We start from the raw sequence: 25,504 nt of genomic DNA, 5'->3' as shown, positions 1-25,504 counted from the left end.
TGCTCTACCTTGCGGAAACTGTCAACGAACGCCTGTTTGTCCCCCTGTTCCAGCAGGCCAATCGCCTCGCCGAAACGCTGATAGTAACGTTTAATCAGCGCCAGATTATTCTCTGATGACATGATAATGTCAGCGTAGAGCTGCGGGTCCTGGGCAAACAGTCGGCCTACCATTGCCAGCTCAAGCCGGTAGATAGGCGAAGAGAGTGCCAGCAGTTGTTCAAGCTGCACGTTTTCCTCCGCCAGATGCAACCCATAGGCAAAGGTGGCAAAGTGGCGTAGCGCCTGAATGAACGCCATATTCTGGTCATGTTCGACCGCGCTGATGCGGTGCAGACGCGCCCCCCAGACCTGAATCTGCTCCAGCAGCCATTGATAAGCCTCCGGCTGGCGGCCATCGCACCAGACGACCACCTGCTTGGCAAGGCTACCACTGTCCGGGCCGAACATTGGGTGCAACCCGACAACCGGCCCCTTATGCGCGGCCAGCATCGCCTGTAACGGGCCGCTCTTCACCGACGCCAGATCGACCAGAATACAATCGTCCGGCAAGGTCGGCAGACGGGCAATAACCTGCTCGGTAAGATGGATAGGCACGCTGACGATGACCATGCCCGCATCGCGGGTCAGCTCAGCAGCCTGAGGCCAGTCCTCTTTCTCAAGAATACGCACCTGGTAGCCGGAGAGCGTGAGCATTTTGGCAAACAGCTGCCCCATCTGCCCGCCGCCGCCGACAATCACTACCGGGCGCAGCGAAGGGCAAAGCGTCTTGAAGCCTTTGTCGTTTTCGCTGGAGTAGGATTCGCGCATGACACGCCGCAGCACATCTTCAATCAAATCGGGCGATACGCCCAGCGCCTGCGCTTCCTTGCGACGCGACGCCAGCATTGACGCCTCGCGTTCCGGCACGTAGATCGGCAGGCCATATTTACTTTTGACTTCGCCAACCTCGGCCACCAGCGACATACGGCGCGCCAGTAAATCCAGCAGCGCCTTGTCCACTTCGTCTATTTGATCGCGTAATGCGGTCAGTTCTGCAACCATAAATCCCTCTTAAGCCAGACGCGCCGGGAGGCTGCTGCGCAGGTCATTGCCGATTTCACGCAGCAGCGCCTCCGTGGTTTCCCAACTGATGCAGGCATCGGTGACGGAGACACCGTATTTCATTTCACTACGCGGCTGCTCAGATGACTGATTGCCCTCGTGGATGTTACTTTCGATCATTAAGCCAATAATCGAACGGTTACCGTCTTTAATCTGCGCAACGGCCGACTCAGCCACAGCAGGCTGGCGGCGGTAATCTTTATTTGAATTGCCGTGGCTGCAATCTACCATCAACGCCGGGCGGAGTCCTGCCTGCGCCATCTCTTTTTCACACTGGGCGACATCTGCCGGGCTATAGTTAGGCGCTTTTCCGCCGCGCAAAATAACATGGCCATTTGGGTTGCCGCGGGTTTGCAGTAGGCAAACCTGGCCTGCCTGATTGATACCGACAAAGCGGTGCGGCATTGCCGCTGCGCGCATGGCGTTGATCGCCGTCGCCAGGCTGCCGTCGGTGCCATTTTTAAACCCAACCGGCATAGAAAGCCCGGAAGCCATCTCGCGGTGGGTCTGGGATTCGGTGGTACGCGCGCCGATGGCGGACCAGCTAAACAGATCGCCCAGGTACTGTGGGCTGTTCGGATCGAGCGCTTCGGTGGCCAGCGGCAGGCCCATGCTAACCAGTTCAACCAGCAGGCGGCGGGCGATTTTCAGACCGGATTCAACATCAAACGAACCGTCCATGTGCGGATCGTTAATCAACCCTTTCCAGCCAACGGTGGTACGGGGTTTTTCAAAATAGACGCGCATCACCAGATAGAGGCTATCGCTGACCTCTTCGGCAAGTGCTTTAAATCGACGAGCATATTCAATCGCGGTTTCCGGATCGTGAATAGAACACGGACCACACACCACCAGCAGGCGCGGATCGCGGCCAGCGATAATGTCAGAGATGGTCTGGCGTGACTGTTCAATTTGCGCCTGCTGCGCGGCAGTAAGCGGAAATGCCGCTTTCAGCTGATCCGGAGTGATCAAAACCTGTTCGTCAGTAATATGTACGTTATTCAGCGCGTCTTTTTGCATGATGGTGATCCTGTCTGGCTCGTTTGCGATAGTTTTCCTCAGCGAGGTGTTGCCACTTTATCATACCAAGTAAAGATTTCAATCCAAATAACGTACATTTATCGTTACACCATCCAATTTATTCCGCTGCACAGCTGAAAATCCGTAAAGTTAAATGAACAGATAACCCTTACGCGCCAGTGCAGCGGCACTGTTTACCGTTTATCAAGCCTCGACGCTTCGTAACCGCCGCCAGCGCATAACGTCAAAAGCAAGCATGAGCGCCAGGCTAATACCCATAAGCGGCAGCGCCAGCCCTGATGCTATGGCTAACAGTAAAGACAAAATCTGCCCGCCGGGCGGCAGATTACGCCATGCTTCGCTCAGGGTCGCCGCCGGGCTGACCAGAGGTCCCTGAGGCCTGCGCAGCCACCACAGGCGGTAACCGAAAGCGATAGCCGCACACAGGGCGATGCCAAAAGCGATGAGTAGTAGCTGATTAAGCAGGCCAAAAAGCACCCCCATATGGAAATCGACGCCCCAGCGAGTCAGCTTTGCCATTAACGGGAAATCGGCGAAACGCGCGCTGTCGACAGTCTTAAGGGAGTCGCCGTCTACGGCGACGCTGTCAACCCGGGTGGGCCAGCGGCGATCGATCTCCGTCACCGTCCATGCCCGGCCATGCTCGCGGGGCGGGCGAATTTCCACCCTGTCTGCGCCAATGCCCGATGCTCTGGCAACGTGCAGCACATTATCAAACTGGCGCAGATCGCTTTGCATTTTCGGCATGGTCATCGTCTGATGCTGCATAGCGTGCTCCGCATGGGGATCGTGCGCTTCCGCTTCTCCGTTCAGCAGCGTATTCACCTGCGGCGTCAGCCAGCCGAAAGCGGCGCGCATTTTATCCACGTTAGCGCCCGCCCATTGCGACCAGGTAAGCCCGGTTGCGGAAAAGAGCAGCATGCCCGCCAGTAATACCCAGCCCGTTCCGGCGTGCAGGCGGCGCGTCTTCTGTAGCCGGTTATTTAGTCGTCGTTTCGGACGCGTTACGAACCATAGCGCCACGCCGCCCAGCGCAGCGACCCACATCCATGATGCCGCCAGTTCGCTGTAGATGCGCCCGAAGTTGCCGAGCAGCAAAGAGCGATGCGCGTAATCGATCCACTGCCGAAGAGGGAGAATGCCGCTGGTGCCATAAACCGTCATATCGCCTTTAATTTGCAGGGTAACGGGATCGACAAAAATCGCCCGGTTTTCCGACTCGCCCAGTTGCGGATCGGTGAACATCACCCGGGTTGTCTCCCCCACAACGGCCGCAGGCCGGACGGCCATCAACGACAGATGCCCGCCGGTAAGCTGTTTCGCCACGGCAATTTGTGCGGAGAGTGAGGCATGCGGCCCCTGGGTTTCGCCCGTCAACGCATCACGATAGAGCCAGCTTTCCAGCTGTGGCGTGGCGACGTACAGCGTGCCGGTGAGCGCAGCGATGAATATAAACGGCCCGATAAACAGACCAATATAGAAATGGAGACGACGCAGCAGGTTCACCCATGCCGCGCGCGGAGTGCAGGTTGTCATACTTTCCTTTTTTAAAGCAAAAAGTCAGGGGTATGCAAAGGCATACATCGCGTTTTGAGTCAGGAAAAAGCAGGCCCCTGCGGCGGCGCGCGGGTTTGTGGATAAAGCCAGGGGAAAAAGTGCCAGTAGCGCACCACTGGCCGGGGCGGTACGAATCGCACCCTTTGCAGCAGCACGCATAGCAGTATGCTCAGCGCCAGCATCACGCCAGGAACATGAGCCAGCAGAACGCAATAGCCGCACGCTTCGGCGTGATCGACGGGCATCCTTTCCGGCGCTGGCATGGCGTGGTGTTCCGGCATGCTCATTTCATGGTGCATACCAGGCATTGCGCTCATGGGATCTTTTTGTAGCGCAACGGAAATCAGCGGCGCGATGACGATCAGCAGGATCGCGAACAGAGCGACCCAGGCCGCTTTCAGTGTGCGTCTGTTCTGCTGCTGTCTCTTCGCCACTCGCCCTCCGCTAAAGCGGGCCTAGTGTAAACGATTTATTAATGCGAAGTAGATAGTTTGTAGAGTCAGAACAATAAAAAAGGGCCAGCCCCTATGGGCCAGCCCTTCTTAACAGGATGTCGCTTAAGCGAATCTTAGTTCAGGCGCTCTTTAATACGAGCTGCCTTACCAGTACGCTCACGCAGGTAGTACAGTTTAGCTTTACGTACAGCACCACGACGTTTAACAGCAATGCTGTCAACTACCGGAGAGTGAGTCTGGAAGACACGCTCAACGCCTTCGCCGTTGGAAATTTTACGAACAGTGAATGCAGAGTGCAGACCGCGGTTACGAATAGCGATAACCACGCCCTCGAATGCCTGCAGACGTTTTTTGGAACCTTCAACAACCCATACTTTCACTTCCACGGTATCGCCCGGACGGAAGGAAGGTACGTCCTGCTTCATCTGCTCTTGTTCAAGTTGCTTAATAATGTTGCTCATAATTTAATCTCTTATCCTGGGTAAACTGATATTCGGGGGCCTCAGGCCATCCCATCATGTTTATGTTGCTGTTGCGCGTGTTCCATTTTGAACTCCGCCAGCAACCTTGCTTGCTCTTCAGTCAGAGCCAGGTTTTCCAGAAGTTCAGGTCTTCTAAGCCAGGTTCGGCCCAGCGACTGCTTCAGACGCCAGCGACGTATCTCGGCATGGTTGCCTGACAGTAACACTGCCGGGACTTCCATTCCTTCTAACAACTCAGGTCGGGTGTAGTGCGGACAATCCAGCAGCCCGTCGGCAAAAGAGTCTTCTGTTGCCGATGCCTCATGCCCCAGCACTCCCGGTATAAACCGGGCGACCGAGTCAATCAGCGTCATTGCGGGTAGCTCACCGCCGCTGAGAACGTAATCGCCGATTGACCACTCTTCGTCAATTTCGGTCTGAATTACGCGCTCGTCTATCCCTTCGTAGCGACCACATACCAGAATGAGTTTCTCACTGGCTGCCAGTTCGCTGACGCCTGCTTGATCAAGCTTGCGCCCCTGAGGTGACAGATAAATCACTTTTGCGCCTTCACCGGCCGCATCTTTTGCTGCATGAATGGCATCCCGCAAGGGTTGCACCATCATTAACATCCCCGGTCCGCCGCCGTAAGGACGATCGTCCACGGTACGGTGCCGGTCGTGGGCGAAGTCACGAGGACTCCAGCTCTGGATGTTCAGCAGGCCATTTTTTACTGCCCGGCCAGTTACCCCGTAATCGGTAATTGCACGAAACATTTCAGGAAACAGGCTAACAATACCTATAAACACAAGCCAATCCCCATCACGCCGCTATTTACCGCTTATCCGGTGGTTTAAAAACCAGGATCCCAATCTACTTCAATGGTCTGAGTAGCGAGATCGACTTTCTTGATAACCTGCCCATCGAGGAACGGCACGAGGCGTTCCTTGATACCAAACGCATCTTTCAGGTTTGCCTTGATGACGAGAACGTCATTAGACCCGGTTTCCATCATATCGACGACTTTACCGAGGCTATAACCTTCGGTGGTCACTACCTGGCAGCCCATCAGGTCTTTCCAGTAGTAGTCACCCTCTTCCAGTTCCGGCAACTGCGAAGAATCCACGACAATTTCACAATTGGTCAGCAGATTCGCGGCATCGCGATCGTCAACGCCTTTCAGCTTAATCACGATATCCTGATTGTGGTAGCGCCAGCTTTCCAGCTCAATGCTCTGCCACTGACCCGCCTTTTGGATAAACCAGGGCTGATAGTCAAAAATGCTTTCGGCGTCTTCGGTGGAGGAAAACACTCTGAGCCAACCACGAATACCGTAAGAAGAACCGAGTTTCCCCAATACTATCGGATTAACAGGATTCTGCGCGGCGTGTTGCTTGCTCATCATGACCACCGTGACAGATTAAGCTGCTTTGTTTGCTGCTTTGATCAGCATTGCAACGCGATCGGAAACGGTAGCGCCCTGGCCAACCCAGTGAGCGATGCGATCCAGATCCAGGCGGGTGCCTTCTTCTTTTTCGCTGGCGATCGGGTTGAAGAAACCAACGCGCTCAATGAAGCGACCGTTGCGTGCATTACGGCTGTCGGTGACAACAACCTGGTAGAACGGACGCTTTTTAGCGCCGTGACGTGCTAAACGAATAGTTACCATAACATCCTCTTGAGTGAATAAAACAACAGGCCCCGTCGAGGAACGGAGCCCGGTGTCATATTAAAAGCCCGAAAATTTTACTGATTTCTGGGGAAATTGCAATCAACAGTTAATCACTCTGCTGTAAAAGGCCGTCGGCGGTGCAGCCAGTTCGGTGCCGGCGTGCGCGCAGCCACCGGAGCGTACACGTAGTACGTGAGGATGGCGAGCACACCCCGGTGCCGAAATGGCAAACAAGCCAGGCCAGTAAAGATCAGCGGCCAGGGAAGCCTGGGGGCATCATCCCCTTCATACTCCGCATCATCTTCGCCATCCCGCCTTTCTTCATCTTCTTCATCATGCGCTGCATGTCGTCGAACTGTTTCAGCAGGCGGTTAACGTCCTGCACCTGCATCCCGCAGCCCTGGGCGATGCGGCGTTTGCGGGAGCCTTTGATGATTTCCGGCTTCGCGCGCTCTTTCAGCGTCATCGAATTGATGATGGCCTCCATGCGCACCAGAACCTTATCGTCCATTTGCGATTTCACGTTGTCCGGAATCTGGCCCATGCCCGGCAGCTTGCCCATCAGGCTGGCCATGCCGCCCATGTTTTTCATCTGCTTAAGCTGCTCAAGGAAGTCGTTCAGGTCAAAGCCGTCGCCTTTCTTCAGCTTGCTGGCTAATTTCTCCGCCTGCGCGCGATCGACCTTGCTCTCAATATCCTCAATCAGCGACAGCACGTCACCCATGCCGAGAATACGTGAGGCAATACGATCCGGGTGGAACGGCTCCAGCGCCTCGGTTTTTTCGCCGACGCCTAAGAATTTGATCGGCTTGCCGGTAATATGGCGAATAGAGAGCGCCGCACCGCCACGGGCGTCGCCGTCCACTTTGGTTAGCACGACGCCGGTCAGCGGCAGCGCTTCATTAAACGCCTTCGCGGTATTTGCCGCATCCTGACCGGTCATGGCATCGACAACAAACAGGGTTTCTACCGGGTTAATAGCAGCATGAACCTGTTTGATTTCGTCCATCATCGCTTCATCAACGTGCAGACGACCGGCGGTATCCACCAGCAGCACGTCATAAAAGCGAAGCTTCGCCTCTTTCAGCGCGGCGTTAACGATATCGACCGGCTTCTGCGCCACGTCAGAGGGGAAGAAATCCACCCCAACCTGCTGCGCCAGCGTTTCGAGCTGTTTGATCGCCGCCGGGCGATAGACGTCGGCAGAAACCACCAGCACTTTCTTCTTGTGCTTCTCGCGCAGGAACTTACCCAGTTTACCGACGCTGGTGGTTTTACCGGCACCCTGCAGGCCCGCCATCAGTACTACCGCTGGCGGCTGGGCGGCAAGGTTCAGTACCTGATTCTCTTCGCCCATCGCCGAAACCAGTTCGTTACGGACGATTTTGACGAACTCCTGACCCGGGGTCAGGCTCTTGTTAACTTCATGACCAACCGCTTTTTCTTTTACGCGATTGATAAAGTCGCGCACTACCGGTAGGGCGACATCCGCCTCCAGCAGCGCCATGCGCACTTCGCGCAGCGTCTCTTTAATGTTGTCTTCAGTGAGGCGTCCACGACCACTGATATTGCGCAGCGTGCGCGACAAACGATCGGTTAAATTATCAAACATTGTCTCTCGCCTGAGGTAAAACGTTGGGCCGCCAGGGCGACGCATAACAGAAATTTGCCTCAGTATATCATGAAGACATTCGCGATGTATGTGATGCAACGGTTGGAGCCAGGGGCGCGTAACGTTATACTGCTTTCCTTTCAATTTTCTTTCGGTCAACTGTCGACGCCACTATGCCCGTGTTCGCCCTGATTTCCCTTGCTGCTTACTCCATCAGTCTTGCTCTGATCGTTCCCGGTCTGCTCGTGAAAAACAGCGGCTGGCGGCGCATGGCGATTTTATCGGCGGTTGTCGCGCTCATTTGCCACGGCTTCACGCTGAAAGAGCGTATCTTCCCCGGCGACGGCGGCCAGAACTTAAGCCTGCTGAATGTTGGTTCGCTGGTGAGCCTGATGATCTGCACGGTGATGACGATCGTCGCCTCCAAAAATCGCGGCTGGCTGCTGCTGCCCATCGTCTATACTTTTGCGCTGATCAACCTCGCTTTTGCCATTTTTGTCCCCAATGAGTACATCACTCATCTGGAGACCACGCCGGGCATGATGGTGCATATCGGGCTGTCGCTCTTTTCTTACGCCACGCTGATTATCGCCGCCATGTACGCGCTGCAGCTGGCATGGATTGACTATCAGCTAAAGAATAAAAAGCTGGCGTTTAGCAGTGAAATGCCGCCGTTGATGAGTATTGAGCGTAAGATGTTTCACATTACGCAAATCGGCGTGGTACTGCTGACCCTGACCTTATGCACCGGTCTGTTCTATCTGCAAAACCTCTTTAGCATGGAAAATATCGACAAAGCCGTACTGTCGATTATCGCCTGGTTTGTCTATATCGTTTTACTGTGGGGCCACTACCATGAAGGGTGGCGCGGTCGTCGCGTCGTCTGGTTTAACGTGGCGGGCGCGGGCCTGTTAACGCTCGCTTATTTTGGCAGCCGGGTTCTGCAACATCTCTTAAGTTAAAAGGAGTTCCCCCTGGAACACATTTCCACCACAACGCTGATCGTCATCCTGATCATCATGGTGGTGATATCGGCGTACTTCTCCGGTTCCGAAACCGGCATGATGACCGTCAACCGTTATCGCCTGCGCCATCTCGCCAAGCAGGGCAACCGTAGCGCAAAGCGCGTTGAAAAGCTGCTGCGTAAACCGGATCGCCTGATAAGCCTGGTGCTTATCGGCAACAACCTGGTCAATATTCTTGCTTCTGCCCTCGGCACCATTGTCGGTATGCGGCTGTATGGCAACGCCGGGGTCGCTATCGCCACCGGCGTGCTTACCTTCGTCGTGCTGGTCTTTGCGGAAGTGTTGCCGAAGACCATCGCCGCGCTCTATCCCGAGAAAGTCGCCTTCCCCAGCAGCGTGCTGCTGGCGCCGTTACAGATAATCATGATGCCGCTGGTCTGGCTGCTGAATAGCGTAACCCGCATCCTGATGCGCATGATTGGCATCAAGGCCGATGTGGTCGTCAGCGGCGCGCTCAGCAAAGAGGAGCTGCGCACGATCGTGAACGAATCGCGCTCGCAAATCTCCCGGCGCAATCAGGATATGCTGCTGTCGGTGCTGGACCTGGAAAAGGTCAGCGTTAACGACATCATGGTACCACGCAACGATATCGTCGGGATTGATATCAACGACGACTGGAAGTCGATTGTCCGCCAGCTCACCCACTCGCCGCATGGCCGCATTGTGCTCTATCGCGACTCGCTGGACGACACCATCAGTATGCTGCGGGTGCGCGAGGCGTACCGCCTGATGACCGAGAAAAAAGAGTTCACTAAAGAGGTGATGCTGCGCGCCGCCGATGAGATCTATTACGTACCCGAAGGCACGCCGCTCAGCGTCCAGCTGGTGAAGTTTCAGCGTAATAAGAAGAAGGTCGGGCTGGTGGTTAACGAGTACGGCGATATCCAGGGGCTTATCACCGTTGAGGACATTCTGGAAGAGATTGTCGGCGACTTTACTACCTCCATGTCTCCGTCCCTTGCCGAAGAGGTAACGCCGCAAAACGACGGCTCGGTGATTATCGACGGCAGCGCCAACGTTCGTGAGCTTAACAAAGCCTTTAACTGGCAGTTACCGGAAGAGGAGGCGCGGACCATTAACGGCATGTTGCTGGAGGCGCTGGAAGAGATCCCCGCCGCCGGCACCCGGGTACGCATCGGCCAGTACGATATTGATATTCTCGACGTGCAGGAAAATATGATTAAGCAGGTGCGGGTGATTCCCGTGAAATCCCTGCGCGAAAGCGTGACGGAGTAACGACAAGAAAAGGCCGGGTTCGCGTAAGCTTTCCCGGCCCTGCTGATAGCGAATTAACCCTTCGCTTTCGCCACCGTCACCATCGCTGCGCGAATAGTACGGCCATTGAGGGTAAAGCCTTTTTGCATCACGCCCAACACGTTGCCCGGCGTCACCTCTTCTGACTCGACCATCGCAATAGCCTGATGCACGTTCGGGTCCAGCGGAACGTTGGTATCGGCAACCACTTCCACGCCGAACTTCTTCACCACATCCAGCATTGATTTCAGCGTCAGTTCGATACCTTCAACCATCGGCGCCATCTCGGCGTTGTTACGGTCCGCGACTTCCAGCGCGCGATCGAGGCTATCGATAACCGGCAGCAGTTCGTTGATGAATTTCTCCAGCGCGAACTTATGCGCTTTTTCAACGTCCAGTTCGGTACGGCGGCGCAGGTTCTCCATTTCTGCTTTTACACGCAGGATACCGTCACGTTCACGGGTCTGCGCTTCGGTCAGTTGCGCTTCGAGGTTGGCTATCTTCTCATCGCGCGGATCCACCTGCTCAGCAGAAGCGTCTGGTTCAACTGCCTCAACTTCTTCATGCTGATCCATGATAATTTCTTCCGGGGCTTGCCCGTCAGGCGTTTTCTGTTCTTTACTACTCATGAATTTCTCCGCGTTTTCTCGCATTCATCTCGCTAACTTCGCTTATTATGGGGATCAGTTTCCGGGTTTCAAGGGAACGCGACAGATTGTCATCATTCATTTGGCACAAGGACCACCAGAAAATGACTCAACATTTCAAGTGTATTGGTATTGTCGGTCACCCACGCCACCCTACCGCGCTGACAACACATGAAATGCTTTATCGCTGGCTTTGCGCTAAAGGGTACGACGTCATTGTCGAGCAACAGATTGCTCAGGAATTAGAGCTTAACAATGTTCGCACCGGCACGCTGGCAGAAATTGGCCAGCAGGCGGATCTCGCCGTCGTGGTCGGCGGCGACGGCAATATGCTGGGGGCCGCCCGCACCCTTGCCCGCTATGACATTAAAGTCATCGGCATCAACCGCGGCAACCTCGGCTTTTTAACCGACCTCGATCCGGACAACGCCCAGCAGCAGCTGGCGGACGTGCTGGAAGGGCACTACATCGCCGAAAAACGCTTTCTGCTGGAAGTGCAGGTCTGCCAGCAGGATTGCCAGAAGCGCATCAGCACCGCCATTAATGAAGTAGTGCTCCATCCGGGCAAAGTTGCCCATATGATCGAGTTTGAAGTTTATATAGACGAAATTTTCGCCTTTTCCCAGCGTTCGGACGGTCTGATTATCTCCACGCCGACTGGCTCAACCGCTTACTCGCTTTCCGCAGGGGGGCCTATCCTCACCCCTTCCCTGGACGCTATCACCCTGGTGCCGATGTTTCCGCACACGCTTTCTGCCCGACCGCTGGTTATCAACAGCAGCAGCACCATTCGCCTGCGTTTTTCGAACCGCCGCAGCGATCTGGAAGTAAGCTGCGATAGCCAAATCGCCCTGCCGATTCAGGAAGGCGAGGATGTGCTGATTCGTCGCTGCGACTATCACCTCAACCTGATACACCCTAAAGATTACAGTTATTTCAATACGTTAAGCTCAAAGCTCGGCTGGTCGAAAAAATTGTTCTGAAAACCGTTGCCAGCTCTTTACTGGATATAAAACCAGTTTATACTGTATTTAATTACAGTTATGGTTTTTCATACAGGAAAGTCACCATGTTGGCACAATTGACCATCAGCAATTTTGCGATTGTTCGTGAGCTTGAGATCGATTTCCTCAGCGGAATGACGGCCATCACCGGCGAAACGGGCGCGGGCAAATCCATTGCCATCGACGCGCTCGGGCTGTGCCTCGGCGGTCGGGCTGAGGCTGACATGGTGCGGGCAGGGGCCGCGCGCGCCGATTTATGCGCCCGCTTCTCCCTTTCCGACACGCCCGCCGCGCTACGCTGGCTGGAAGAGAATCAGCTTGAAGAGGGGCGTGAGTGCTTACTTCGCCGCGTTATCAGCAGCGATGGCCGCTCCCGCGGCTTTATCAACGGCACGGCCGTCCCGCTGTCGCAGCTTCGCGAGCTGGGCCAGCTTCTGATTCAAATCCACGGCCAGCACGCCCATCAGCTGTTAACCAAATCAGACCATCAGAAAACCCTGCTGGACGGCTATGCCGGTGAGTATGCCCTTACTCAGCAGATGCGCGAGCACTATCGTTTATGGAACGCCAGCTGCCGTGAACTGGCGCAGCACCAGCAGCTTAGCCAGGAGCGCGCGGCGCGGGCGGAACTGCTGCATTACCAGCTCAAAGAGCTGAATGAATTTCATCCGCAGCCGGGGGAATTCGAACAGATCGATGAAGAGTACAAGCGCCTGGCGAATAGCGGGCAGCTGCTCTCCACCAGCCAGCACGCGCTGAACCTGCTGGCGGATGGCGACGAGGCGAACTTGCAGAGCCAGCTCTACACCGCCCGTCAGCTGGTGGGCGAACTGGCGGGAATGGATGCCAGCCTCTCCGGCGTGCTGGATATGCTGGAGGAGGCGGCCATTCAGCTGAGCGAGGCCAGCGATGAGCTGCGCCACTACTGCGATAAGCTGGACCTCGACCCTAACCGTCTCTTCGAGCTGGAGCAGCGGATTTCGAAGCAGATTTCGCTGGCGCGCAAGCACCATGTTAGCCCCGAGGCGCTGCCGCAGTTCCATCAGTCGCTGCTTGATGAGCAGCAGCAGCTTGACGACCAGGCCGATTCTCAGGAAACCCTGAGCCTGGCAGTGGAAAAACATCATCAGCAGGCGCTGGCTACCGCGCGCCAGCTGCATGCTCAGCGCGTCCACTATGCCCGCGAGCTGGGCGGGCTGATTACCGATAGCATGCATACCCTCTCCATGCCGCACGGCCTGTTCGATATCGATGTTCATTTCGATGAGCATAACCTGACGGCAGACGGGGCCGATCGCATTGAGTTTCGCGTCACGACTAACCCAGGCCAGCCACTGCAGGCTATCTCTAAAGTCGCCTCCGGCGGTGAGCTGTCGCGTATTGCGCTGGCGATTCAGGTGATTACGGCGCGGAAAATGGAAACCCCGGCGCTGATCTTCGATGAAGTGGACGTGGGCATCAGCGGCCCGACAGCGGCGGTAGTAGGAAAACTGCTGCGTCAGCTTGGCGAATCAACGCAGGTCATGTGCGTCACCCACCTGCCGCAGGTAGCCGGTTGCGGCCATCATCACTTCTTTGTCAGCAAAGAGACCGATGGCGCAATGACCGAAACGCATATGCAGCCGCTGGATAAACGTGCGCGGCTGCAGGAGCTAGCCCGCCTGCTCGGCGGCAGCGAAGTGACCCGAAATACGCTGGCGAACGCGAAAGAGCTGCTGGCCGCCTAAACTTTTTGCCATACGCAGAGTCTCAGTACACGATAAATTCGCCCTTCGGCCAGGTCGCAAAGGTTTTAAACTGGCCAAAGGTCTATTATTATCGGCACATTACACATGAGCCACGTACTGTTCGGGCCCGAAAAGGAATCAAACCAATATGCGCTGTAAAATGCTGACTGCTGCCGCAGCGGTTCTACTGATGTTGACCGCAGGCTGTTCCACTCTGGAGCGAGTGGTTTACCGTCCTGATATCAATCAGGGGAACTACCTGGCTCCCAATGACGTTTCAAAAATCCGTGTAGGGATGACGCAACAGCAGGTTGCATACGCACTGGGTACCCCGATGATGACCGACCCGTTCGGCACTAACACCTGGTTCTATGTGTTCCGTCAGCAGCCGGGGCACGAAGGGGTGACGCAACAAACCCTGACCCTGACCTTTAACAGCAACGGCGTGTTGACCAATATTGATAACAAGCCCGCACTGACCAAAGAATGAAACGTTTATCGGTAATCTGAAATGGCGCCCCAGGGCGCCGTTTTCTTTTCAGGGAGAAACGTATGGCCATTCCCGAAAGTAAAGACGCCCTTCTGGCAGCAATGCGAAAGAACGCCGACGTATTGAGCAAAAAGCTCGCCCAGTTGCCCGCAGAAAAAGCCTTTGACCCCCTGATTGAAGGCCACTGCGCGGGAAGCACAATAAGTGCTGCGCAGTTGGTTAGCTACCTGATTGGCTGGGGAAATCAGGTGCTTTACTGGCACGCTCAGGAAGCCGCCGGGGAAACGATTGCTTTTCCGGCGGAAGGCTATAAGTGGAACGAGCTGGGCAAACTGGCGCAAAAATATTACGCCGACTATGCCTGCATCAATTGCTGGGCAGAGTTCATCGCCAGCCTTGAAGAGAACCAGCGCCAGTTAATTGCTCTGGTTGAGCGCTACAGTGACGACGAGCTCTATCACAAACCCTGGTATGGGAAATGGACTCGCGGGCGAATGATTCAGTTCAACAGCGCGTCGCCCTATAAAAATGCCAGCGGCAGGCTTACCAAATTACTCAAAAGCCTGGCCTGAACGTTCTAAGACTCTTTCTTTGCCGCCTTCTCCGCGCGCTGTCTGCGCAGCTCTTTCGGGTCGGCAATCAGCGGGCGATAGATCTCAACCCGGTCGCCATCGGCAACCGGGTCGTGCAGTTTGGCGGGGCGGCTGTAGATACCCACCTTGTTTTTAGCAAGATCGATATCCGTGCGCAGCTCCAGCAGGCCAGAGGCGATAATCGCCTGTTCGATAGTCGCCCCCTCTTCCAGGGTCACCCGCTGTAAATACTGCTTTTCCGGCAGTGCGTAGGCCACTTCCACCGCGATTTTACCCGGCACTGTAAACCTCTTTCGCACGGTGGGTAAACGCCTGCACCATATTAGATGCCAGCTCTTTAAAGATGCGGCCAAAGGCCAGTTCAATAAGCTTGTTGGTAAACTCGAAATCGAGATTGAACTCGATGCGGCAGGCGTCAGGCGCAAGCGGGGTAAACTTCCAGCCGCCCATCAATTTTTTGAACGGGCCGTCCACCAGGTGCATCAGAATCGTTTGGTTAGCGGTCAACGTGTTACGGGTGGTAAAGGTTTTGCTGATCCCCGCTTTCGATACGTCTACCGCCGCGGTCATCTGCGTCGGCCCCGACTCGAGCACGCGGCTGCCGGTACATCCGGGCAGAAACTCCGGGTACGATTTAACATCATTTACCAACTGGTACATTTGCTCCGCGCTGTAAGGCACCAGCGCAGTCCGGCTAATCTGAGGCATAGTGATTCCTGCATTCGAACAATTACTAAATAATAACATTTCCACCGGATGAAAGGAAAACGCTACGCCTGAACTCGTGCTAAGATAACGCGTTGAGCCTCACAGGATGCAATGAGGTCATTTTTGGATAACTGATTACCGACGGCTTTACGACACTTATGACCAAGAAAAAAGTACATAAACCTGGCTCCGCCACCATTGCGCTGAACAAGCGCGCCCGCCATGAATACTTCATCGAAGATGAGTTTGAAGCCGGGCTGTCTTTGCAGGGCTGGGAGGTAAAATCCTTACGCGCGGGTAAAGCCAACATTGGCGACAGCTACGTTATTCTCAAAGATGGCGAAGCGTACCTGTTTGGCGCTAACTTCACGCCGCTGGCCGTTGCGTCAAGCCACTACGTCTGCGACCCGACACGCACCCGTAAACTGCTGCTCAACCAGCGCGAGCTGGACAATCTCTACGGTCGCGTGAACCGCGAAGGCTACACCGTCGTCGCCCTCTCTCTGTACTGGAAAAACGCCTGGTGCAAAGTCAAAATCGGGGTGGCGAAAGGTAAGAAACAGCACGACAAGCGTTCCGACCTGAAAGAGCGTGAATGGCAGCTCGATAAAGCCCGCATTATGAAAAACGCGGGCCGTTAATAGCCGGACGGCAGCGGCCACACTCACGCCTGCTCCATCAGGCGTTATTGACGCAGGCAGTCTGGACCAGGGCAGCGCGCAAAAACCGCCGCGTACGCGCAGTACGTGAGGATTGCCCTGCCCGGGTTCAAAAATAGCCCTGATGGGCCGTTTAGCGCTCTCTCAATGCTTCATTCACCTTGTTAAGCGGCTTGATGAGATAGTCGAGCACCGATTTCTGTCCCGTCTTAATCTCTACGTTCGCCACCATGCCCGGCAAGATAGGGAAACGCTTACCGTTACGGTTTTCCAGCTCCGCGCTTTTGGTACGCACATACACCCGGTAGTAAAACTGATCGCGGCGCACTTCATCCTGTAACGTGTCCGGCGACACCACTTCCACCGTCCCCTTTAAATCCCCATAGATGGATGAGTCGTAGGCGGTGACCTTAACCGTCGCCGGTAGGCCCGGACGAATATAGGCGATGTCGCGCGGGTTGATGCGCGTCTCCACCAGCAGCTGATCTTCCAGCGGCACAATCTCCATTAGCTTTCCGCCCGGCTGCAGTACGCCGCCGACGGTGGTAACCTGGATATCCTTCACGATCCCCCGCACCGGGGAGAAGAGCGTCGCGCGAGCGAGCTGATCCGCCTTGCCCGCCATCACCTGCAATTGGGCGTCGAGGTCGGCGTTATTTTTCACCTGTTCTTCGCGCGCCCGCACGGCAAACTGGTTACGCGCCTCGTCAATCTTCCCTTTCAGTTCGGCGGCCTGGCGCTGCAGACGAATCACTTCCACGTCGCTTGCCGCCCCTTTGGCCACCAGCGGCTGGGTCATTTTCAGCTCCGCATTGACCAGCTGTAGCGCTTTTTGCAGGTTCGCCACCGTCTCGTTAAGATTGCGTCGGCGCGACTCGTACAGCTGCCGCTCGCGCGCTACCAGGTCGGGTTCGCGCAGTGATTCGGCGCTAAAGCGCAGCGGCTCTCCCGTCAGTTCGGACCGTAACCGCTCGCTGGAGGCCCGCAGCGCCCTCGCCCGCGCCGCCGCCTCGCCGTAGTTAGATTGAAAACGGGTCGGGTCGAGGCGCGCCAGCATCTGGCCGCGCTCAACGATGTCCCCTTCTTTAACCATCAGCGCGCTGACGATACCGCCGTCAAGGCTTTCAATGACCTGCGCATGGGTTGAGGGAGTGATTTTGCCGGTACCGACGGTCACTTCGTCGAGAATGGCCCACGCCGCCCAACCAATAAAAGCGAACAGCGCGATAAGCGTCAGCCAGATAACCGAGGAGTAGAAGCGTCCCTGGCGCGCCAGATCGTCCTGCATAGAAAGTTGGCTCATGACTGGCTCCTCAGGCGACCGATGCCACGTTACTGTTCCGCGCCGCCTGTTGCAGCAGCGTATCCCGCGGTCCGTCCGCGACCACTTTGCCGTTCTCCATCACCACGATCCGGTCGACAAGATTAAGCAGCGCCGGACGGTGGGTCACCAGCACCAGCGTGCGTCCGGTCAGCCACTGCTGGAGCTGACGGATCACCCAGCCTTCCAGCTGTTCGTCCATAGAGGCGGTGGGCTCGTCCAGCAGGACGATCTGCGGGTTACGCACGATCAATCGACTGAGCAGCACCATCTGCCGTTGTCCGCCGGAAAGCCCCCGCCCCCCTTCGTTGATCAGACGGTCCAGGCTGGCGGCATCCTGCTGGATCATGCCGATCGCCCCGCTGATACGCAGCGCCTGAATCAGCTCCGCCTCCGTGGCGTGAGGATGACCAAGCATCAGGTTCTGGCGCAGGGTGCCGAAAAAGAGCCGTGAGTCCTGCGACAGGTAGCCCACCTGGCGGCGCACATCTACCGGGTCGATATGGGCCATATCAACGCCATCGATGATCACCTTGCCTTTGCTGGCCTGCGCCTGGCCGGAGAGCAGTTTCAGCAGCGTCGATTTTCCGGCGCCGGTTTTACCCAGAATCGCCACCCGCTCGCCGGGTTTGATCTCCAGCTCTCCGATGTTTAACGCCTGCTCGCCCTTTTCCACGTCATAGCTGTAGTGCACCTGCTGGAGCTGAAAATGGCCCGCCAGTACCGGGCAGTGGGCCATCTTTTTATCCGCCTCTTTATCAAGCGGTTTTTTTAGCAAATCGTTTAAGCCGGTCATCGCCGTTTTGGCATGCTGCCAGCGGGAAAAGACCATGGTGAGCTGCATCAGCGGCGCGATAGTGCGCGATGAGAGCAGACTACAGGCGACCAGCGTACCGGTGGTAATCGCCCCATCAAGCACCAGAAAGGTGCCGTAGACCAGCATCCCGGCGTAGGTGATCTGCTGCACCGTCGAGGCCCAGCCGCTAAGGCGCGCGCCCCAGACGCGCTGTTTCATACCGATATTGGCCCCCACCGCATGGGTGTGCTCCCACTGCCGCTGGAAGTAAGGCTCTGCCTGCAGCGCCTTGATATCCTCCACCCCTTCAATGGACTCCACCAGAACGGCGTTGCGGATGGCGCTTTCGCGCATCCCCTCTTTCGCCAGCTTCGCCATCGGCCACTGCACCAGCAGGCCGGGGATAACGATCAGCGGAATGGCGATAAGCGGGATAGCCACCAGCGGCCCGCCCACCAGCGCCATAATGGCCAGAAACAGCAGCACAAAGGGGATATCCATCGCCGCGCCGACGGTGGTAGAGGTGAGCAGCTCCCGCACCTGATCGATTTCACGCAGCTGGGAAATAAACGATCCGGTGGATTTTGGCCGCGCGTCGTTTTTAATCGCCAGTGCTCTGGCGAAAAAGAGCGACGAGACCTTCAGGTCGATGTGCTTCCCCATAATGTCAGAGACATGGGTACGCGACAGGCGGATAAAAAACTCAAACGCCGCCGCCATCAGCACGCCGAAAAACAGCACCCATAGCGTCGGATACGACTGGGCGGGAATCACCCGGTCATAAACCTGCATGGAGAAGAGTATGCCCCCCAGCGCCAGCACGTTGCTGGTGACGGACGCGAGGGCTATCTCGGTAAGTTTGCGCCCGGTATGGCGGAAGTGCCGCCAGAACCAGTGCGCCTCCCAGGGGCGGGTAAAATCGTCCACGCGCGCATCGCGCCCGCGCGCGGCGATACCTAACATCACCGCCTCGGGCTTGACGCGGGTAAGCAGCGCTTCCAGCGGCTCCTCGCGCACCAGATCGCCGCCGTCGCTAAGCCAGTACGAGACCAGCCCGTCAGCGTCCAGCGCCTCCAACAGCATCAGTTCGCCCGTTTCAAGCTGCACGATGACCGGTAAGTTCTGTGGGCTCCAGCGTATGTTTTTAAGCGGCACCACCCGCACCTGTAACCCCATCAGGCCACTTAACCGCTCCAGCCGCGAGGCCAGCGGCAGGGTTTCGAACCAGCGCATCTGTTGGCGCACGGCGGGGGCGTCCGCGGGCAGGCCAAATCGCCCCGCCGCGCGAACCATTACGTTAATCCAGCTTTCGGTATCCGGCTCTTGCATGACAGCTCCTGCGCGTAAGCGCTTAAAGTGCGGGGAGATCGTCACCCACAGTACGACTGCGCTCAATGCCCAGCATATCCAGTAAATTGTCCGCCGCCGCGGCATAGCGAACGGCGGCGTCCCAGGCGTCATAGCGGGCGACGATCGATGAGCTCTCGGCCTGGAACACATCCTGCTCAATGCTCAGGAGATCGTTCAGGCTGCGTTTGCTCAGTCGATATTCGTCCCGATAGACGCCGCGCGCGCGGTCGGCGCTGAGGAACTGCGCCTCGCCCGCCTGCTGCCGCTGCTGCGCGCCGGTTAAATCGGCCCACGCGGTAGAGGCGCGCTGGTTGATGTCCAGTTTGCTGGCCTCTACCACCGCCTGGGCGCTGGCCCGGTCGCCCTCTGCCGCATCGACCCTGGCGCTAACGGCGCCGCCCTGATAGACCGGCGCATCCACCACCAGTTGAACCTGATCGTCCCAGTAGCTGCTGTTGTCGTTTTCATAACGCGTCCGCCCGGCCTGTACCGAGACGGTCGGCCAATGCTGCGCCTGCGCCTGACGAATCCGCTCCTGCGCCGCCAGCTGTTTAGCCTGGGCGCTGCGCACGGCGTTGTTGCGCTCATAGGGCAGCGAAGCGAGGGTGATTTTTTGTTTCATCAGTGAATCAGGCAGGTCAGGCAGGCGGTCGGAGACTACGCCGGTCAGGACGCTAAGCGCCGCCTGGGCCGAGCGCTTTTGCGCTTCGTACTGGGCCAGGGTGGCGTTCAGCGAGGCGATACGGGACTGCGCCTGCAGGACGTCGGACTGGGAACTCAGCCCCGCCTCCGCGCGCAGATCGGCCATCTCCTGCACGCTTTTCAGGGATTTGATGTTGTTTTCAGCCGCCAGAGAGAGCGCCTGGTAGCGTTTAACCTGCAGATAGGCCTGCAGGGTCTGCATCCCTACCTCATTGAGGGTGCTATAGAGATCGTAGCGGTAGGCATCGGACAAATTATGCTGTTCGTCGATGCTGCTGCCGGTTTTACCAAAATCATACAGAAGCTGTTTAAGGGTGACGCCACCGGAGCCGTTATTATTCAGCGAACCGGCGGAGTCGGTACGGTGGGAGCGCCCCACGTTGCCCTGCAGTGAAACCTGGGGAAACCAGGCGCTTTGCGCCTCCTCTAAATTTGCCTTGCCGACGCGAATTTGCGCCGACGCCTGGGCGATTTTCGGGTTACGGGCAAAGGCCCGCAGAATCGCCTCCTTAATGGACAACTGCGCCTGGAGCTGCTCGCTGGGCGCAGCCTGCCAGTCATATTGTGACTCTCCATAAACCGGGACCGCACAGATTCCCGGCAACACCAGTAGCAACGCGCGCCACGCTCTTTTGTTCATTCATCCACCTTTGGGTTGCCCGTGGTGATATTTTGTTCTGGCCTCCTCCCTGAGGCCTCCCTTTTGTCGTTAAGCCACGTTGACGTGCAAACCATGCTGGATCAGCACGTCGCCGAGGGTATTGCTCTGCGAACTGTTGTGATAGATATCGAACTGCACGCCATCCACTTCCCGTTGCCCGCTGACCGCCCAGATATCATTTGCCCCCTGTTTCAGGGTCACCTGGTCGCCCGTGCTGCCTTTGATCAGCAGGTCGTCCTCGGGTTTGTCGGTGATAGTGAGCGCCTCATGCAGATCCAGCGTCACGCCATTGGTCCCGGACTTACCGAGATCGATGATTTCGATATGCTGGACCCTGGTGGTGGCATCTATCAGGTTGAGGATCAGGTTGATACCATCCAGCGCCAGGGTGTCGGTGCCGGCACCGCCGTCGATCTGGGTAAAGCCCAGCGTCGACAGGTGAATGGTGTCGTTACCGCTGCCGCCCTGAACGCTGTCACCGCTCTGGTGCGTGCCGTCCGCCAGGTCAATGCTCAGGCCGCCAATGGAATAAGAGCCGACGGTGACAGGCTCAGACGTGGCGCTGGTCGTCGTGCTCTCCACGGTTGCCGCCGCGGCGGTATGCACGGTGGTCGTGTCATTGCTTTCGGGCTGAGCCGCGTTTGCGGAGTCAGATGATTCCACCGCGCTTGCCGCCAGCAGCGAGAAGCTGTTCGCTTCTGCCGCAAGGGTGGAGGTCGGCGGGGTTGTGGTCGCCCCGCCGCCGCCCAGGCCGACGTTCAGATAAGCCATGTTGCCCGCCGTATCCGCCGCAGAGAGGTGGACCACGGTAGAGAGCGACAGAATAGCCAGCAGATCCACGGTCAACAGTACCTGAGCTGACCAGCTACCGTCCGCCGCGGTTTTGGCCGTCGCGTTAACGGTATTGAGCAGGTTGATATTGACCGTCGACCCCTGCTCCAGGTTGGTTGAAGTCCCGCGCAGGGTGAGGTATTTCGAGGTGCCCAGCACCGGCCCCAGCACACCGCCGACTACACCGCCCACCAGGTCCAGCAATCCACCCGCCGTCAACGGCACCAGCGACAGGGTCGGCTGGGTCAGTTTCACCCCAACGTCAACGGCAGTCGCGGTGGTGTTGCCAACCCGGTCCGTCACCGCAACCCCCACTTTGGCCGCCCCGGAGGTCAGGCTTTGCAGGATGTTGTTGTTAACGGTGGTGCTCCAGGTGCCATCATCGCCCACGTTAGCGTTAAGCTGCACGCCGCCAACGGTGACGACCACTTTCGCGCCGCTGGCCACGCCGGTGATCTTGCCGCTAATCAGCTGGCCGGAAGCGGCTTCACTGATGTTCAGCAATCCGTCGCCGCCAAACAGCGGGTTAAGGGTGACGGTCGGCAGGTTGTGGGTGATGACATCCAGCAGGCCACTGGTGGTGGCGGTGTTGCCCGCGGCGTTTTTCACCGACACGCTGACCGCAGGCTGACCATCGCCAAGCAGGCTGAGGTCGGCCTTCGGCACGGTCACATTCCAGCTGCCGTCTGCGGCCACCGTGGTGTTATAGCTCTTCGTACCCAGCGTCACCGTCAGCACGGAACCCGCCGCATTCTGGCTGGTGCCGCTGATTCTCTGGTCAACGCTGAGATCCGCCAGGCTCAGTCCGCCATCGCCAAACAGCGAGGTGATAGAGAGAACCGGCGGCGCCTGGATCGCCACGTTCGCCAGCTGCGAGGTGGTGGCAACGTTACCTGCCGCATCCCTTGCCGTGGCGCTCACCTGCAAAACATTCGCGCCATCGGTGAGCCCCTGCAGGGAGAGCGCCGGAATAGCCAGCTGCCACGCGCCGTTCGCCCCTACGGTGGCGGTAAGAGAAAGCGGCCCCACTTTGACATCAATCAGCGTCCCCGCCGCCAGGTTGGAACTGGTACCGGAGAGCAGCGGATTGGTTAACAGGTCCGCCAGGTCCAGGGTGCCGTTACCGAACAGCGGGCCAACGCTAAGGGAAGGCACCGCCTGTACAATGGCATTCACTGTCTGGCTGCTGTTCACCACGTTGCCCACGCTGTCAACGACGCTGGCGGTCACATTCAGCGCGCCATCGGCGACGGATGCCAGCGCGCCTGCCGGGAGTTGCAGGGTCCAGGTGCCATTACTCACCGGCACCTGATAGGGCGTATTGCCTACGGTTACCGTGACCGTGCCGTCCGTCAGCCCCGTTACGGTACCGGAGATGGTCTGCGCCAGCCCGGTTTCCGCCTTGTTAAGCCAGCCGTCATTGCCAAACAGCGAGTCGATGACCACCGACGGCAGGTTGGCAAGGCCGACGCGGACATCCGCCCCGACGCCGGTGCCTACGTTACCCTCTGGCGTGACGACCCTGACCTGCGGGGTAAAGACGCCATCGAGCAGCCCTGTCAGGCTGGACGGCGCGAGGTTGATGGTGAACGCGCCGTCTACCCCCACGGTTCCGGCGAAGGTTTTCGCGCCGATCTGTACTTCGACGGTGGAGCCCAGCGGCGCGTTACTTACCAGCCCGGTAATGGTCTGGGTTAGCAGCGCATCAGCGGCGCTCAGCAGGCCGTCGCCAAAGGCCACCACATTGCTCACCACCGGCGCGACCAGATCAAGCTTGAGCAGGCCGGTCTGGGTGGCCGGGTTGCCGTATTGATCGCTTGCGGTGATTGCAAGAGAGAGATTGCACGTACCCAGCGTGCGCAGCGCATCGGTAATCGAGGAGAGATCCACCGACCAGCGGCCTGTGCCGTCTACGTTGGTGGTCAGCGCTGGCTGGCCGCTCAGCTGTACGGTAAGGGTCTGCCCGGCAAGCCCGGTGGCGGTGCCGCTAATCACCGGCACCACGTTGTTGGCCAGGTCTGCCAGGCTGAGAGTGCCGTTGCCGAACAGCGGATCGAGAGAAATCACCGGCAGGACATTACTCGCCACATTGATCGAAGCATTGGTGTTCACCACATTACCGAACTTATCGGTAATGGCGATGCCCACCGTCGCCTGGCCATCCGGCAGGGTGCTCAGGATAGCCGCAGGCAGCGTCGCCACCCACTTACCGGTGCCGTCGCCCACTGCCGTCAGCGCCGCATTCACCGCACGTCCACCAAAGTTGACCACCACGCCTGTTACGTCCGCGAGGTTGCTGACCGTACCGGTAATCACCTGATCGACGGTACTTTCGGCGCGGTTAATAACGTTATCCGCCGCCACCAGCACGTCGCCAACGATGGGCAGGTCGGTCAGGGCCAGGTCAAAATCAACCGTCTCATAGCGGGTGTTACCGTTGGCGTCGACCACATCCACACGGGCGGTGAGCGTCTGGTTAATTAACCCCTGCCAGATGGAAGGCGGCAGCTGGAAGGAGTAGGAGCCGTCCGCGCCTATCAGCAGATCGTTGATAGTCAGATCCGCACCGGCAATGGTCAGCGACACCTTCGCCCCGCGATAGTCGCCGTTCACCCGCCCGGTGAGGGTTTGCGTTACCAGCGACTCCGCCACGTTAAGAATGCCGTCGTTGAACACCTGGTCAATCACCACGCCCAGGGATTTATTCAGCGCGACGTTGAGCGACACCTTGTTAGTGGAGACGTTGCCAGCGTCATCCTGCGACGTGATGCTGATAACCTGCGGGCCATCGGTCAGGGTGCTCAGATCCAGCTGCGGGAAGCGGTAGCTCCAGTTGCCGTTCTCATCAACGGTGGTGGTCCAGCTCAGCGGCCCCACGTTGATGGTCACGTCGTTGCCGGGGTCGCCCTGCCCTTGTACCAGCAGGCCCGCCGCCGCGTTAACGGTATTCAGCACCGCAGGAACACTGAGCGCATCCACCTGCAGCAGCGGCGAGGCGGTATCGACGGTGATGTCCTGGGTCTGGGTGTTCTGGTTACCCGCCGCATCGCGGATAACCGCCTGGATGGTGTAACTACTGCCGTTGAGGGAGGCCACATCCGCCTGCGGCACCTGCACGGACCAGTTTCCGCCGGAGACCTGGCCGAAGTAGGTGTTGCCGTTCAACGTCACCACCACCGTACTGCCTTCGGCATCCGACGTACCGGTAATCAGCTGCGCTGTTGCCTGCTCATCGGCATTCAACGTGCTGTCGCCGGTAAACGGATTAATTGTCAGCGTCGGCGTGATGGTATCGATGGTAAAGGTCTGCGAACCCGCCGTTGCCGTAGGCTGGCTAACGCTCTGGGCAAGCAGCGTGTAGGTGCCATCCGGCAGCTGCGCCTGCGGCACGCTGTAGCTCCAGGTGCCATCCGTTCCCACGGTCAGCGTGGTCAGCAGTACCGCCGTGCCGCCGTCCGGGGTCAGGGTCAGGGTTATCTCCTGTCCTGCGAGGTTAAGGGTATGGCCGGTGATGGTCACCGCACCGTTAATCACCTCGCTGGCGTTAACGAAGTTATCGCCGCCCACCTGGTCGAGAATAACCGCGTAGTCAGGCGGGGTGAGATCGATAGTAAGACTGGTAACGTTAGTGGCAGCGCCCACGTTCCCGGCCCGGTCGATGCCTTCAACCGTCACCGTACCCGGCTGCAGGGTCGCCATATCCGCAGGGGAGACCTGCAACGACCAGCTGCCGTTCGGCTGTACGATGGCATCGAAAGTGCGCGCCGCGCCGCCGCCCGCATCGCCGGTAAAGGTGACGCGAACAATGTCCCCCGCCTGCATATTGCTGGCGGTG

At 57.8% G+C, this 25,504-nt stretch carries 23 protein-coding genes; 7 read left to right on the top strand and 16 right to left on the bottom strand.

All coding sequences use genetic code 11. The features are described from left to right. The 9 genes from tyrA to ffh form a co-directional block, all read right to left on the bottom strand. The coding region (gene tyrA / locus ENTHG_RS14080; protein WP_044180627.1) for a bifunctional chorismate mutase/prephenate dehydrogenase at nucleotides 1-1,043 on the bottom strand (1,043 nt) is incomplete at its 3' end. Nucleotides 1,044-1,052: 9 nt separating this feature from the next. Continuing rightward, nucleotides 1,053-2,123 carry a 3-deoxy-7-phosphoheptulonate synthase AroF gene (aroF, locus tag ENTHG_RS14075; protein WP_044180626.1) on the bottom strand — a complete coding sequence of 357 codons (1,071 nt, stop codon included), beginning with the start codon at nucleotides 2,121-2,123 and terminating at the stop codon, nucleotides 1,053-1,055. A gap of 204 nt (nucleotides 2,124-2,327) precedes the next feature. Continuing rightward, the gene (locus ENTHG_RS14070; protein ID WP_044180624.1) at nucleotides 2,328-3,680 is read right to left on the bottom strand and encodes a PepSY-associated TM helix domain-containing protein; all 1,353 of its coding nucleotides are present in this window, start codon (nucleotides 3,678-3,680) and stop codon (nucleotides 2,328-2,330) included. A gap of 59 nt (nucleotides 3,681-3,739) precedes the next feature. Beyond that, nucleotides 3,740-4,135 carry a DUF2946 domain-containing protein gene (locus ENTHG_RS14065; RefSeq protein WP_044180623.1) on the bottom strand — a complete coding sequence of 132 codons (396 nt, stop codon included), beginning with the start codon at nucleotides 4,133-4,135 and terminating at the stop codon, nucleotides 3,740-3,742. 134 nt (nucleotides 4,136-4,269) lie between these two features. Further along, entirely contained in the window at nucleotides 4,270-4,617 is a 348-nt protein-coding gene (rplS, locus tag ENTHG_RS14060; protein ID WP_012134695.1) for a 50S ribosomal protein L19, read from the bottom strand. A gap of 41 nt (nucleotides 4,618-4,658) precedes the next feature. Beyond that, entirely contained in the window at nucleotides 4,659-5,426 is a 768-nt protein-coding gene (trmD, locus tag ENTHG_RS14055) for a tRNA (guanosine(37)-N1)-methyltransferase TrmD (protein ID WP_044180620.1), read from the bottom strand. Nucleotides 5,427-5,470: 44 nt separating this feature from the next. After that, the gene (gene rimM / locus ENTHG_RS14050; protein ID WP_044180619.1) at nucleotides 5,471-6,019 is read right to left on the bottom strand and encodes a ribosome maturation factor RimM; all 549 of its coding nucleotides are present in this window, start codon (nucleotides 6,017-6,019) and stop codon (nucleotides 5,471-5,473) included. Between the two features lie 18 nt (nucleotides 6,020-6,037). Beyond that, nucleotides 6,038-6,286 (bottom strand): 30S ribosomal protein S16, encoded by a 249-nt coding sequence (gene rpsP, locus ENTHG_RS14045; RefSeq protein WP_044180617.1) that lies wholly within the window; start codon nucleotides 6,284-6,286, stop codon nucleotides 6,038-6,040. Between the two features lie 253 nt (nucleotides 6,287-6,539). Beyond that, on the bottom strand, nucleotides 6,540-7,901 hold the full coding sequence (ffh, locus tag ENTHG_RS14040) for a signal recognition particle protein (RefSeq protein ID WP_044180615.1): 1,362 nt from the start codon (nucleotides 7,899-7,901) through the stop codon (nucleotides 6,540-6,542). 173 nt (nucleotides 7,902-8,074) lie between these two features. On the opposite strand from ffh, the gene ENTHG_RS14035 reads away from it, so the two are divergent. Beyond that, complete coding sequence (locus ENTHG_RS14035) at nucleotides 8,075-8,863, top strand: cytochrome C assembly family protein (RefSeq protein WP_044180613.1); 789 nt, start codon at nucleotides 8,075-8,077, stop codon at nucleotides 8,861-8,863. A gap of 12 nt (nucleotides 8,864-8,875) precedes the next feature. After that, a complete protein-coding gene (locus ENTHG_RS14030; protein ID WP_044180611.1) occupies nucleotides 8,876-10,162 on the top strand; it encodes an HlyC/CorC family transporter in 1,287 nt (428 codons plus the stop codon). 53 nt (nucleotides 10,163-10,215) lie between these two features. Here ENTHG_RS14030 and grpE read toward each other — a convergent pair whose 3' ends face one another. Further along, entirely contained in the window at nucleotides 10,216-10,809 is a 594-nt protein-coding gene (gene grpE, locus ENTHG_RS14025) for a nucleotide exchange factor GrpE (protein WP_044180606.1), read from the bottom strand. A gap of 122 nt (nucleotides 10,810-10,931) precedes the next feature. Between grpE and nadK the strand changes: the two genes are divergently transcribed. The 4 genes from nadK to ENTHG_RS14000 all read left to right on the top strand — a co-directional run bounded on the left by nadK (nucleotide 10,932) and on the right by ENTHG_RS14000 (nucleotide 14,620). Further along, nucleotides 10,932-11,810, top strand: a complete 879-nt coding sequence (gene nadK / locus ENTHG_RS14020) for an NAD(+) kinase (RefSeq protein ID WP_044180605.1) — start codon at nucleotides 10,932-10,934, stop codon at nucleotides 11,808-11,810. Between the two features lie 86 nt (nucleotides 11,811-11,896). After that, a complete protein-coding gene (gene recN / locus ENTHG_RS14015) occupies nucleotides 11,897-13,558 on the top strand; it encodes a DNA repair protein RecN (protein ID WP_044180604.1) in 1,662 nt (553 codons plus the stop codon). A gap of 148 nt (nucleotides 13,559-13,706) precedes the next feature. Continuing rightward, entirely contained in the window at nucleotides 13,707-14,048 is a 342-nt protein-coding gene (gene bamE / locus ENTHG_RS14005) for an outer membrane protein assembly factor BamE (RefSeq protein WP_044180603.1), read from the top strand. 62 nt (nucleotides 14,049-14,110) lie between these two features. Then, nucleotides 14,111-14,620 carry a ClbS/DfsB family four-helix bundle protein gene (locus ENTHG_RS14000; RefSeq protein WP_044180601.1) on the top strand — a complete coding sequence of 170 codons (510 nt, stop codon included), beginning with the start codon at nucleotides 14,111-14,113 and terminating at the stop codon, nucleotides 14,618-14,620. A gap of 5 nt (nucleotides 14,621-14,625) precedes the next feature. Here ENTHG_RS14000 and ENTHG_RS13995 read toward each other — a convergent pair whose 3' ends face one another. Then, the gene (locus ENTHG_RS13995) at nucleotides 14,626-14,922 is read right to left on the bottom strand and encodes an RnfH family protein (protein ID WP_044180600.1); all 297 of its coding nucleotides are present in this window, start codon (nucleotides 14,920-14,922) and stop codon (nucleotides 14,626-14,628) included. Then, nucleotides 14,912-15,349, bottom strand: coding sequence for a type II toxin-antitoxin system RatA family toxin (locus ENTHG_RS13990; RefSeq protein ID WP_044180599.1), 438 nt, complete (start codon nucleotides 15,347-15,349; stop codon nucleotides 14,912-14,914). Before ENTHG_RS13990 ends, ENTHG_RS13995 begins: the two co-directional genes overlap by 11 nt. Before the next feature lie 158 nt (nucleotides 15,350-15,507). Here ENTHG_RS13990 and smpB point away from each other — a divergent pair, with 158 nt between their 5' ends. Then, entirely contained in the window at nucleotides 15,508-15,990 is a 483-nt protein-coding gene (smpB, locus tag ENTHG_RS13985; RefSeq protein ID WP_044180598.1) for an SsrA-binding protein SmpB, read from the top strand. Nucleotides 15,991-16,141: 151 nt separating this feature from the next. Here smpB and ENTHG_RS13980 read toward each other — a convergent pair whose 3' ends face one another. From ENTHG_RS13980 to ENTHG_RS13965, 4 genes are all read right to left on the bottom strand, one after another. Then, nucleotides 16,142-17,311: a beta-barrel domain-containing protein gene (locus tag ENTHG_RS13980; RefSeq protein ID WP_044180597.1), complete on the bottom strand. Its 1,170-nt coding sequence runs from the start codon at nucleotides 17,309-17,311 to the stop codon at nucleotides 16,142-16,144. Between the two features lie 10 nt (nucleotides 17,312-17,321). Beyond that, nucleotides 17,322-19,454 carry a type I secretion system permease/ATPase gene (locus ENTHG_RS13975; RefSeq protein WP_044180596.1) on the bottom strand — a complete coding sequence of 711 codons (2,133 nt, stop codon included), beginning with the start codon at nucleotides 19,452-19,454 and terminating at the stop codon, nucleotides 17,322-17,324. Between the two features lie 22 nt (nucleotides 19,455-19,476). After that, nucleotides 19,477-20,817, bottom strand: coding sequence for a TolC family outer membrane protein (locus ENTHG_RS13970; protein WP_044180595.1), 1,341 nt, complete (start codon nucleotides 20,815-20,817; stop codon nucleotides 19,477-19,479). A gap of 69 nt (nucleotides 20,818-20,886) precedes the next feature. Next, the coding region (locus tag ENTHG_RS13965; protein WP_237567487.1) for a beta strand repeat-containing protein at nucleotides 20,887-25,504 on the bottom strand (4,618 nt) is incomplete at its 5' end.

Origin of the sequence: Phytobacter massiliensis JC163 (genome assembly GCF_000321045.1) — a bacterium.
Classification (GTDB): Bacteria; Pseudomonadota; Gammaproteobacteria; order Enterobacterales; family Enterobacteriaceae; genus Phytobacter_A; species Phytobacter_A massiliensis.
The sequence above is the reverse complement of the archived record's forward strand: the minus strand, read 5'-3'. Positions and strand labels throughout refer to the sequence as shown.

What these genes read in the sequence shown, in the direction of transcription:
- aroF (WP_044180626.1), bottom strand. Translation starts at nt 2,123, where the DNA reads ATGCAAAAAGACGCGCTGAATAACGTACATATTACTGACGAACAGGTT.
- ENTHG_RS14070 (WP_044180624.1), bottom strand. Translation starts at nt 3,680, where the DNA reads ATGACAACCTGCACTCCGCGCGCGGCATGGGTGAACCTGCTGCGTCGT.
- rplS (WP_012134695.1), bottom strand. Translation starts at nt 4,617, where the DNA reads ATGAGCAACATTATTAAGCAACTTGAACAAGAGCAGATGAAGCAGGAC.
- rimM (WP_044180619.1), bottom strand. Translation starts at nt 6,019, where the DNA reads ATGAGCAAGCAACACGCCGCGCAGAATCCTGTTAATCCGATAGTATTG.
- rpsP (WP_044180617.1), bottom strand. Translation starts at nt 6,286, where the DNA reads ATGGTAACTATTCGTTTAGCACGTCACGGCGCTAAAAAGCGTCCGTTC.
- ffh (WP_044180615.1), bottom strand. Translation starts at nt 7,901, where the DNA reads ATGTTTGATAATTTAACCGATCGTTTGTCGCGCACGCTGCGCAATATC.
- ENTHG_RS14035 (WP_044180613.1), top strand. Translation starts at nt 8,075, where the DNA reads ATGCCCGTGTTCGCCCTGATTTCCCTTGCTGCTTACTCCATCAGTCTT.
- grpE (WP_044180606.1), bottom strand. Translation starts at nt 10,809, where the DNA reads ATGAGTAGTAAAGAACAGAAAACGCCTGACGGGCAAGCCCCGGAAGAA.
- nadK (WP_044180605.1), top strand. Translation starts at nt 10,932, where the DNA reads ATGACTCAACATTTCAAGTGTATTGGTATTGTCGGTCACCCACGCCAC.
- recN (WP_044180604.1), top strand. Translation starts at nt 11,897, where the DNA reads ATGTTGGCACAATTGACCATCAGCAATTTTGCGATTGTTCGTGAGCTT.
- bamE (WP_044180603.1), top strand. Translation starts at nt 13,707, where the DNA reads ATGCGCTGTAAAATGCTGACTGCTGCCGCAGCGGTTCTACTGATGTTG.
- ENTHG_RS14000 (WP_044180601.1), top strand. Translation starts at nt 14,111, where the DNA reads ATGGCCATTCCCGAAAGTAAAGACGCCCTTCTGGCAGCAATGCGAAAG.
- ENTHG_RS13990 (WP_044180599.1), bottom strand. Translation starts at nt 15,349, where the DNA reads ATGCCTCAGATTAGCCGGACTGCGCTGGTGCCTTACAGCGCGGAGCAA.
- smpB (WP_044180598.1), top strand. Translation starts at nt 15,508, where the DNA reads ATGACCAAGAAAAAAGTACATAAACCTGGCTCCGCCACCATTGCGCTG.
- ENTHG_RS13980 (WP_044180597.1), bottom strand. Translation starts at nt 17,311, where the DNA reads ATGAGCCAACTTTCTATGCAGGACGATCTGGCGCGCCAGGGACGCTTC.
- ENTHG_RS13975 (WP_044180596.1), bottom strand. Translation starts at nt 19,454, where the DNA reads ATGCAAGAGCCGGATACCGAAAGCTGGATTAACGTAATGGTTCGCGCG.
- ENTHG_RS13970 (WP_044180595.1), bottom strand. Translation starts at nt 20,817, where the DNA reads ATGAACAAAAGAGCGTGGCGCGCGTTGCTACTGGTGTTGCCGGGAATC.